The 10,317-nt window shown below is 55.3% G+C and carries 9 protein-coding genes and 1 pseudogene; 4 read left to right on the plus strand and 6 right to left on the minus strand.

The features are described from left to right. Positions 1-87 precede the first annotated feature (87 nt). Positions 88-1,005, plus strand: coding sequence for a curved DNA-binding protein (cbpA, locus tag F0Q32_RS06230; RefSeq protein WP_149462387.1), 918 nt, complete (start codon positions 88-90; stop codon positions 1,003-1,005). Then, positions 1,005-1,298, plus strand: a complete 294-nt coding sequence (gene cbpM / locus F0Q32_RS06235) for a chaperone modulator CbpM (RefSeq protein WP_149462388.1) — start codon at positions 1,005-1,007, stop codon at positions 1,296-1,298. The genes cbpA and cbpM overlap by 1 nt, the downstream gene beginning before the upstream one ends. Before the next feature lie 121 nt (positions 1,299-1,419). On the opposite strand, the gene asmA is transcribed toward cbpM, so the two are convergent. The 3 genes from asmA to udk form a co-directional block, all read right to left on the minus strand. Next, positions 1,420-3,267, minus strand: a complete 1,848-nt coding sequence (asmA, locus tag F0Q32_RS06240; protein WP_149462389.1) for an outer membrane assembly protein AsmA — start codon at positions 3,265-3,267, stop codon at positions 1,420-1,422. A gap of 26 nt (positions 3,268-3,293) precedes the next feature. Then, positions 3,294-3,875, minus strand: coding sequence for a dCTP deaminase (gene dcd / locus F0Q32_RS06245; protein ID WP_015963821.1), 582 nt, complete (start codon positions 3,873-3,875; stop codon positions 3,294-3,296). Positions 3,876-3,954: 79 nt separating this feature from the next. Next, a complete protein-coding gene (gene udk, locus F0Q32_RS06250; protein ID WP_015963820.1) occupies positions 3,955-4,596 on the minus strand; it encodes a uridine kinase in 642 nt (213 codons plus the stop codon). Between the two features lie 323 nt (positions 4,597-4,919). Here udk and F0Q32_RS06255 point away from each other — a divergent pair. Further along, a pseudogene (locus F0Q32_RS06255) lies at positions 4,920-7,502 on the plus strand (diguanylate cyclase); the annotation flags it as partial. A gap of 7 nt (positions 7,503-7,509) precedes the next feature. Here F0Q32_RS06255 and alkA read toward each other — a convergent pair. Then, complete coding sequence (alkA, locus tag F0Q32_RS06260) at positions 7,510-8,349, minus strand: DNA-3-methyladenine glycosylase 2 (RefSeq protein ID WP_149462391.1); 840 nt, start codon at positions 8,347-8,349, stop codon at positions 7,510-7,512. Positions 8,350-8,482: 133 nt separating this feature from the next. On the opposite strand from alkA, the gene yegD reads away from it, so the two are divergent. Continuing rightward, a complete protein-coding gene (gene yegD / locus F0Q32_RS06265; protein ID WP_149462392.1) occupies positions 8,483-9,835 on the plus strand; it encodes a molecular chaperone in 1,353 nt (450 codons plus the stop codon). Positions 9,836-9,943: 108 nt separating this feature from the next. Here the strand turns inward: yegD and F0Q32_RS26330 are convergent, their stop codons facing one another. Both F0Q32_RS26330 and F0Q32_RS26335 read right to left on the minus strand, forming a co-directional pair. After that, positions 9,944-10,003 carry a type I toxin-antitoxin system Ibs family toxin gene (locus F0Q32_RS26330; protein ID WP_223145798.1) on the minus strand — a complete coding sequence of 20 codons (60 nt, stop codon included), beginning with the start codon at positions 10,001-10,003 and terminating at the stop codon, positions 9,944-9,946. A 217-nt stretch (positions 10,004-10,220) separates the two neighbouring features. Further along, entirely contained in the window at positions 10,221-10,280 is a 60-nt protein-coding gene (locus F0Q32_RS26335) for a type I toxin-antitoxin system Ibs family toxin (RefSeq protein WP_108418456.1), read from the minus strand. Between the last annotated feature and the right edge of the window lie 37 nt (positions 10,281-10,317).

Consider the following 10,317-nt stretch of genomic DNA (forward strand, 5'->3'; position numbering starts at 1 on the left):
CCCTACCGCGCACATTTGCCCTACGCTTATACACGAGCCCTTTTTCAGGTGGGCCATGACCACCGCATTCATTAATGAGATAACATTATGGAATTAAAGGATTATTATGCGATTCTGGGGGTTAAACCAACGGACGATCTGAAGACCATCAAGACCGCCTACCGCCGTCTGGCGCGCAAATATCACCCCGATGTCAGTAAAGAAAACGATGCCGAAGCCCGCTTTAAAGATCTCGCCGAAGCCTGGGAAGTGTTGAAAGACGAGCAGAAGCGCGCCGAATATGACGAGCTCTGGGCGCATCGTAACGATCCGCAGTTTGGCCGCCATCAGCAGGGCCACGAGCAGAGCTACAATCAACAGGATTTTGACGATATTTTCTCTTCGATGTTTGGTCAGCAGGCGCATCACGCCCGCCGCCAGCGCGCGTCGCGCGGCCAGGATCTGGAAATTGAAGTGGCGGTGTTCCTCGAAGAGACGCTGGCCGAGCAGCAGCGTACTATCAGCTATAAAGTGCCGGTGTATAACGTCTTCGGCATGGTTGAGCAGGAACTGCCGAAAACGCTGAATGTGAAAATCCCTGCGGGGGTCAGCGACGGGCAACGTATTCGCCTCAAAGGCCAGGGCACGCCGGGCGAAAATGGCGGGCCAAACGGCGACCTGTGGATGATTATTCACATTGCGCCGCATCCGCTGTTTGATATCGTCGGCCATAATCTGGAGATCGTACTCCCGCTGGCGCCATGGGAAGCTGCGCTGGGTACCAAAGTTGAAGTACCTACGCTAAAAGAGAGCATTCTGCTGACCATTCCACCCGGCAGTCAGGCCGGACAACGGCTACGCATTAAGGGCAAAGGGCTGGTCAGTAAAACCGTCACCGGCGATCTGTTTGCGGTGATTAAAATTGTAATGCCGCCGAAACCGGATGAGAAAATGCGCACGCTGTGGCAACAACTGGCTGAGAGTCAGGCCAGCTTCGACCCGCGTAAAACATGGGGGAAAGCATAATGACGACCGTTACCGTAACCTTAACCGTCACTGAATTTTGTCTGCGCACGGGAGTGTCATCCGAAGAGCTGGATGAAATTGTCGGGCTGGGGATGATTGAACCGCGCGTTTCGCAAGCACAGGAGTGGCTGTTTGATGACCATGCAGCGGTGGTGGTACATCGCGCCGTGCGCCTGCGTCATGAGCTGGAACTCGACTGGCCGGGGATCGCCGTGGCGTTGACGCTGCTGGATGAGAATGCGCGGCTGGCGCGGGAAAATGAATTGCTGAGACAAAGGCTGGAGCGGTGGTAGAACTCCCCCCTCACCCTAACCCTCTCCCACAGGGAGAGGGGACAGAGTGTGCTAATCTACATGTTCTGCGCGGGTTTTCTCCCTCTCCCTGTGGGAGAGGGCGGGGTGAGGGGTGTATGTCTTAATGACTCTCTAAAAACTGCTTCACATCCTTTCCTGACTGCCTGTCCTTATTTTTGTCCGCCCAGTCGCTCAGGCGGCGGCGCGCTTCGCTTTGCAGATGCTTACGCAGCGCCTGATCCACCTGAAGGCTGTAATTCAGCGCCTGCCACTTGCCGTAAACACGTAGCGGAATGGCCGTCTCTTTGAGGATCTGAACCAGCGAGCTTTGGCCCTGCCAGCCGTCAACTACGCGGACGTTAAACTGCATGTCGCCCTCTTCTTTGACCAGATCCAGCACACCTTTACCATTAACCGCCAGCAGCGGCGACTCGCCCTGCATATCGCTCAGGGTCAGTTTGCCGTGATCCAGGCTGAACGCCGTCGTCAGGTTATCAAGCCGCGTGGCGCTGTCGTAGCTTTCCTGCGCTTTAACATCGGCGCTGCGCTCAACCGCCTGCTGTACCAGTTGCTGGAAGTTCAGGCCTTCCGCGCGCACGTCTTTCAGCGAAATATCCGCTTTCCCTTCCCAGTTGCGACGGAAGCTCTCAGCGTCAATGGCCGTACCGGCAAACTCACCGTCCAGCGTTAAGCGCCCCGTCAGGTCAATAGGATAATTAAAGGCTTTCAGCAGGCTGCCAATCTGGACATTCTCAAGCTGCGGATGGAATTCCGCCGCAGGCGTTAATTTCCGGGCATCCAGTTGGCCAGGCAGAGAGAGTTTTCCACCGTCCAGCGTGCCTTCAAGCCGGGTAATATCCAGCAGACCACGCGTGTTGGTCGCCTGATGCGCCACATTGGTGAAGTTCATTCCGCGCCAGGTCAGCTGTTTTGCGACCAGCGAAATCGCGCCATCAAAGCTTTTCAGGCCGCTGTATTGCGGAACGCTGTCGCTGTCGGCAATAACCGGACGCGCCTGTTTTGGCGCACTCTGCGCCTGCTGGACACCGTTGGCGTCGGTCATGGCTGCGCTACGGGTTAACAGGTTATCGAGATTGAGCTTGTCAGACTGCAAATCGAGCGTCCATACCGGATGGTCGCTCAAGACCACGCTGCCAGAGCCGCGCAGTGAGCTGTCGTTAGCTGTAAAATTGATGTCGCTGAAGCTCAGGGTTTTCTGCTCTTCCTGCCAGCGCGCATTCACGCTACCTGCACCGCTGATGCCCTGCGAAGGCAAATCAGCGCCCTGAAGTTGCCAGGTGATTTGCGAGAGCTGCGCGTCCAGACGATGTGGATAATCGCCGGCCTGGATACGTGCGGTCAGCGCCAGTGCTAAATCACGTTGATCACGATTGATGCGCCCAGAAAAATCGAGTGTTGCCACGTGATGTTCGTCCTGCTCCATCTCCAGACGGATGTCACGTACTGTAACCTGTTCATCATCAGCATGCTGGAATACCAGCACGCTATCGGCCACTTTGAGACGAGAGATATCAAAGGACCAGCCGCGATCTTCCGGCACCAGCGGCAAGGTGTTTTCTTTCGGCACAACGGGAGCATGTTCAACCGGTGCGGCTTCACTCTGCGGCGTTAACTGGATCACCCCGCCCTTGAGCATCACCTGCTTAACCTGTAATTGATGCGAAAGCAGCGGCAGCAGCGCCACATCCAGACGCATGTTATCGGCGCGAACCAGCGGCTCCGTTGCCCCCGGTGCGGTGAGACGCATTCTACCGGACAAAATGCTGAGCTGCGGCCAGACGTGCCAACGCAGCGGGCCATCCAGTTGAAGCTGATAGCCACTGCGTGCTTCGACCTGCCGCACCATATAGCTGCGGAAGTCGTTCGGGTTGACCAACAGAACTAACGCCGAGAGGCCGGCGATGAGCACCACCAGCAAAATCATCAGCGTCGTTAAAATACGTCTCATGGCATCCTCACCAGACCAGCTTTAACTCAGTCTTTATCGATACGACTGGCGACCGCACCCTGCTGGTCACGGTACTTCGCGTCTTCACGACGGTTGTAAGGGCGTGCAGCCGGGCCAGAAAGCGGCTCAAAGCTCAGCGCGCCAATCAGCATCCCCGGACGCAGCGCCAGCGGCAATTTTCCGGAGTTATAGAATTCAAGAACGATACAACCGGACCAGCCCGGATCGATACGGTGTGCGGTCACGTGAACCATTAGCCCAAGACGCGCAAGGGAGGAACGCCCGTCAAGCCAGCCGACTAAATCCGCAGGCAGCGTGACAGATTCCAGCGTCACCGCCAGCGCCAGTTCACCCGGGTGCAAATAAAATGCATCACCTTCTGCGAGAACGATCTCTTCGCTCATCACGCGATCGAGCGCCGCGCTCACTTCCGCTTTCGGGCCGCTTAAATCAATATAGGCGGCAGTATGACCGCTGAAGGTACGAAATTTATTGCCCAGGCGCACATCAACCGTCGCGCCATTAATACGCTCGACGGGAGGACGCGGGTTAATTGCCAGTCGGCCTTCATCCAGCCAGGCTTCAATATCTCGGTCACACAGACGCATGCCATTCTCCTTTGGTACAACCAGCCCCCATGATGAGATGCGCGGGGGCGATTACTGCACGTTACACAATTCGCGTGAGTTATTCAAAAAACTGACTAATTTTCGCTTTCAGAATATCAATTGCAATGCGGTTTTTCCCGCCGCGCGGCACGATGATATCGGCATACTGTTTGGAGGGGTCGATAAACTGCAGGAACATCGGGCGAACGGTTTTCTGATACTGCGCCATCACTGAGTCCATCGAACGGCCGCGCTCGTTAACGTCGCGCTTAATGCGGCGCATCAGGCAGATATCCAGCGGGGTATCAACGAAAATTGAGAAGCTCATCTCTTCACGCAGCCGCGCTTCCGTCAGTAACAGAATACCTTCAAGAATAATGACTTTTTTCGGTTCGACGTGAACCGTCTCGGCGGTGCGGGTATGTTCTACATAGCTGTAGACCGGTAATTCGATAGGTTCGCCGCGTTTGAGCATTTGCAGATGCTGCAATAAAAGGCTGTGATCCATCGCGTTTGGATGGTCATAGTTGGTCTTAACACGCTCTTCCATCGACAAATGACTTTGGTCTTTGTAGTAGCTGTCTTCGGGAATAACGCCAATATGTTCATCACCAACCTGTTCACGCAATTCGCGATACAGCGTGCTGGCGATAAGACTTTTACCCGAAGCCGATGCGCCGGCGATGCCTATGATGACGCACTGATGAGACTTATCAGTCATAAATTTTTGCGACCTGATTAACCTGGATGATAAGGAAGGACGACGCCAGAGCGTCAAACGCGGCAATTATAGGGATTTCGCGACCGCGATACCAGTCGTATGCGCGGGATTGCGCGGGTCGACTGCGAAAAGTTCCTCTGCCACGTACGCGTCAGGGGCGAAAGCGTACGTTTTCCGTTCCGTCAGGTTGCGCAAGCAGGGTCTCAGTGCTATCTATTTATGTGCTACCCCCATATAAATTCTTAATGCTTTGTACTAGCATGGCAACATCCACTATCAGATAAATCTGAAACCACCCTGCGGCACTCTTCGCGAAAATGGTAATGAAAAAAGTATCCCGGCCAGTATTCGTTGTTCCCACTCACCCTGTGCTACGTCTGGCCAGTCTGGGTCTGGTGACGTTTATTTTCACCCTTTTTTCACTTGAGCTGACGCAACTTGGCGCGCTTCTGGCACCGCTCTGGTTCCCGACGTCGGTCATGATGGTGGCGTTTTATCGCCACAGCCGCCGCTTATGGCCCGCCATTGCCATTGCCTGTACGCTGGGTAATGTGGCGGCATCGTTGGTGCTCTTTCCGCTGCACGAGCTAAACCTCATTTACTCCGGGATTAATGTCGCCGAAGCCGTCGTGGGTGGTCTGCTGCTGCGTAAACTCTTACCCCACTATAACCCGCTGCAAAATCTTCATGACTGGATCCGCCTTGCCATTGGCAGCGCGCTGATTCCGCCGCTGGTCGGCGGGCTGATGGTGTATCTGCTCGTGCCGGGTGATAACCCGCTGCAGTCGTTTATTGTCTGGACGCTTTCCGAAGCCATTGGCGCACTGGCGCTGGTGCCATTAGGGCTGCTGTTTAAGCCGCATTACCTGCTGCGTCACCGCAACCCGCGCCTGCTGCTGGAAACGCTGCTGACGCTGGCTGTGACCCTCGCCCTTAGCGCACTGTCGATGATTTATATGCCCTGGCCCTATACCTGCATCATCGTATTTCTGATGTGGAGCGCCGTGCGCTTACCGCGTATGGAAGCGTTTATGGTTTTTTTGTGCACGGTGATGCTGGTGTCGCTGATTATGTCGGATTCCACGCTCTCTCAGCACGTTTCCGTCGTCTATACCGTTACCAATGCGTCGTGGATGCCGTTTGTGATGATTCTGCTTCCGGCGAACGTCATGACCATGGTGATGTACGCCTTTCGCGCCGAAAGTAAGCATATTGTTGAAAGTGAAGAACGTTTCCGCAATGCGATGGAACATTCAGCCATTGGCATGGCGCTGGTGGGAACGGAAGGCCAGTGGCTACAGGTGAATAAATCCCTGTGCCAGTTTCTGGGATACAGCCCGGATGAGCTACGCAAACTGACCTTTCAGGAACTCACCTTACCGGAGGATTTAGACTCCGACCTGAGTCAACGCGACAGTCTGGTGCGCGGCGACATCAACACCTACACCATGGAGAAGCGCTATTACACCCGTCAGGGCGAAGTGGTCTGGGCGCTGCTCGCCGTGTCATTAGTGCGCAACCCGGATAGCACGCCACTCTATTTTATCGCCCAGATTGAAGACATTAACGAACTGAAAAAAACCGAGCAGGTCAATCAGCGCCTGATGGAGCGCATTACGCTTGCCAATGAAGCGGGCGGCGTGGGTATCTGGGAATGGGATCTCAAGCCGAACAAAATCAGCTGGGATAAGCGGATGTTTGAACTCTACGGAGTCCCTTCACATGTGAAACCCACCTGGCAGGTTTGGGAATCCTGCCTGGTTGAAGAAGATCGCGAAAACGCGACCCGCAAAGTGTTGAACTCGCTCAAATCCAGCGCGCCGCTGATGCTGGAATTTCGCGTTAAGCTGAAGGGTAAAGTTCGTCATATTCGATCGCTGGCGAACCGCGTGCTGAATAAACAGGGCGAAGTAGAACGCCTGCTCGGCATTAATATTGATATGACCGAAGTGAAAGAGCTGAACGAAGCGCTGTTCCAGGAGAAAGAGCGGTTACATATCACGCTCGACTCCATCGGCGAAGCCGTCGTGTGTACCGATAGCAACATGAATATCACCTTTATGAACCCGGTGGCGGAGAAAATGAGCGGCTGGACTCAGCAGGAAGCGCTAAACAAACCGCTGCTTTCCGTCCTGCATATCAGCGTCGGCGATCATGGCCCATTGATGGGGAATTTCCATACGGGCGATCTCTACCGCAGCGACATTGACGACGATTTAGTCCTGCATAGCCGACACGGCGGTAGCTTCGATATTCAGTACAGCATTACCCCCCTGAGTACCCTGAATGGCGAAAACATCGGTTCAGTGCTGGTGATTCAGGATGTCACCGAATCACGCGAGATGCTGCGTCAGCTCAGCTACAGCGCTTCACATGATGTGCTGACCCATCTGGCGAACCGGGCTAGTTTTGAAAGCCACCTTAAGCGCCATCTGCTCAACATTGATAACGCGCAGGAACGTCATGCGCTGGTGTTTATTGACCTTGACCGCTTTAAGTCTGTGAACGATAACGCGGGACATGCCGCCGGTGATGCCCTGCTGCGCGAGATTTCAGCCCTGATGCTCAGCCTTGTGCGAAAAGGCGATATTCTTGCCCGCCTTGGCGGTGATGAGTTCGGCCTGCTGCTGCCGGAGTGTAAAGAAGAGGACGCGCACGATATTGCGCAGCGCATTGTCGACGGCGTGAATAACTACCACTTTACCTGGGAAGGCCGCGAGCACCATATTGGTGCCAGCGTGGGGATCACCTTTATCGACAGGAATAATACCTCTCTGACCGATCTGTTATCGCAAGCGGATATCGCCTGCTATGCCTCGAAAAACAATGGCCGCGGACGGGTGACGATTTACGGCACGCACCCGGATGCCATGCCGCGCGTCCAAAACCGATTATCACAAAAAGAGTAAGCCTTTAGGGGGCCCAGTCTTCCGTATACCAGATATGCAGCAGCGCATAAGAGCGCCAGGGATGCCAGCGCTCGGCATAGAGGCGGATCTGCGCGGGCGTCATGCCGGGGAAACGCTGCTTGATCAAATAATCATCCGGCAAAAATACATCGCTGGCCTGCCAGCCGCGCAGGGCAAAATAGTTCGCCGTCCAGCGACCAATCCCGGGGAAGCTTTGCAGTGCTTTCATTCCCTGCTCAATATCCTCGGGGGCGTTGAGCGGCAGCTCGCCGGTTAACGCCGCCCTTGCCAGATAGATAAGCGATTCCGCCCGCTTGAGCGGCATACCCAGCGCCTTAAGCCGCTGGGGATCGGCATTCATCAACTGTTCCGGACGTGGGAAAAGGTAAAAGTCGGTAAAATCGGGCAAGGGGTCACCCACCGCGGCGACCACTTTGCCGGTTAATTTTGCCGCCATTGATACGCTCACCAGTTGGCCGAGTATCGCCCTGACGCCTTGCTCGAACGCATCCATCGCGCCCGGTAAGCGTAACCCTGGTCGCGCGCTCGCCAGCGTGCCAAGCGTATCATTAATTGTCTGAGGCTCACATTTAAGATCCAGCAAGTGAGAGATTCGCGTCAGGCAAGGCTGCGCTACCGGTAATAAGCCTTCTGAAAGCGTGACGCAAAGCACCTGCCGCGTTTCATCCGGCGTCATAGTGATGACGCCGCAATGCCCGTTGTATTCAAAACTGCGCGTGTATCGCCCTTCCTCAAAACGCTCGATGCCTGCCACCGCACGCGCCTGTAAAAAACCCCACATCCACGGCCAGTCGTAAGGTGCCTGCCACGTTAATTCGAACATATTTTCTCCCCGGTTTGCGCCTACAGCATAGCGGCAAACCGGCTTTTGTTCCTTGCTTTCATATTCCGACTTGTCGTCAGGAAAAAATGCAAGTAAAGTCGCCCCCCTTCTTCACCGGCATGGGGATTTAAAGGTGTTTATTGGTTTTGACTACGGTACGGCAAACTGTTCAGTGGCGGTGATGCAGGAGGGAAAACCTCATCTGTTGACCCTGGAAAACGGCAGTTCGCTGCTGCCTTCGATGCTCTGTGCCCCCACCCGCGAAGCGGTCAGCGAATGGCTCTACCGCCATCATCAGGTACCCGCCACGGGCGATGAGACCCAGGCCTTGCTGCGCCGGGCGGTCAACTATAATCGCGACGAAGATATCGACGTATTGAGCAACAGCGTGCAGTTCGGACTGGCATCTTTGCGCCAGTACATCGATGACCCGGAAGAGGTCTACTTCGTCAAATCGCCAAAATCATTCCTCGGCGCCAGCGGGCTGAAGCCGCAGCAGGTAGCCGTATTCGAAGACCTCGTGTGCGCGATGATGCTGCATATTCGCCAGCAAGCGCAGGGTCAACTACCTGAAAGCATTGATCAGGCGGTCATTGGTCGCCCCATTAACTTCCAGGGGCTCGGCGGGGACGACGCTAACGTGCAGGCGCAGGGTATTCTCGAACGCGCGGCGAAACGTGCTGGTTTTCGCGATGTGGTATTCCAGTATGAACCCGTTGCCGCAGGGCTCGATTTCGAAGCTACGCTGGATAAAGAGCAGCGCGTGCTGGTTGTCGACATCGGCGGCGGTACCACTGACTGCTCCGTTTTGCTGATGGGCCCACAATGGCGTGAGAAGCTTGATCGCGAACAAAGCCTGCTCGGCCACAGCGGTTGCCGCGTCGGCGGGAACGACCTCGACATCGCGCTGGCCTTCAAAAGCCTGATGCCATTACTTGGTATGGGCGGCGAAACTGAAAAAGGCATCGCCCTGCCGATTCTGCCCTGGTGGAATGCGGTGGCGATTAACGATGTTCCAGCGCAGACCGATTTCTACAGCAGCGCCAATGGCCGCATGCTGCGCGACCTGGCACGCGACGCCCGCGATGCAGAGAAAGTCGCCCTGCTCTACAAAGTGTGGCAGCAGCGTCTGAGCTACCGCCTGGTGCGCAGCGCCGAAGAAAGCAAAATCGCGCTCTCCGATCGCCCGGAAGTGGCAACGACCTTGCCGTTTATCAGCGATGAACTCGCCACCGCTATCACTCAGCAAGGGCTGGAGACAGCGCTGGACCAACCGCTGACGCGCATTATGGAGCAGGTACATCTGGCGTTAAACGCAAGCGCAGAAAAGCCGGATATCATCTATCTGACCGGCGGCAGTGCCCGTTCTCCGCTGATCAAAAAAGCGCTGGCGGAGCAACTGCCTGGAATTCCGATTGCCGGTGGCGATGATTTTGGCTCGGTCACTGCTGGTTTGGCCCGCTGGGCGCAGGTGGTGTTTAGTTAACTGCTCGCCATGTCGCAAAGTGGCTCGCACAGGCATTGACTTCCACTGGATGCAATCCTAAATTAAGGAGTGAGGGTTAGGGAGAGGTTTCCCCCTCCCCCTGGTGTCTTAGTAAGCGTGGAAGCTAATCACTAAGAGCATCACCAGTATGATGACCAGTTTCATCATAACCCTTTCCTTTTTAAGGCCCCTTCTTCGGGAGGGGCTTTCCCTTTTCAGCCCCCTGCTGAACACCTTTTCTGCATTGCTGCCGCCTCCTTTCTGGTAAGACGCGCCAACTGCTATCTGCGCCGCAAAGTCTGCCGTGCACGATTGACTTCCCGTTGATGCAACCCTAAATTAAGGAGTGAGGGTTAGGGAGAGGTTTCCCCCTCCCCCTGGTGTCTTAGTAAGCCGGTAAGCTAATCACTAAGAGAATCACCAGTATGATGACCAGTTTCATCATAACCCTTTCCTTTTTAAGGCCCCTTCTTCGGGAGGGG

The sequence above is a fragment of the Pseudocitrobacter sp. 73 genome, assembly GCF_008369545.1.
Classification (GTDB): Bacteria; Pseudomonadota; Gammaproteobacteria; order Enterobacterales; family Enterobacteriaceae; genus Pseudocitrobacter; species Pseudocitrobacter vendiensis.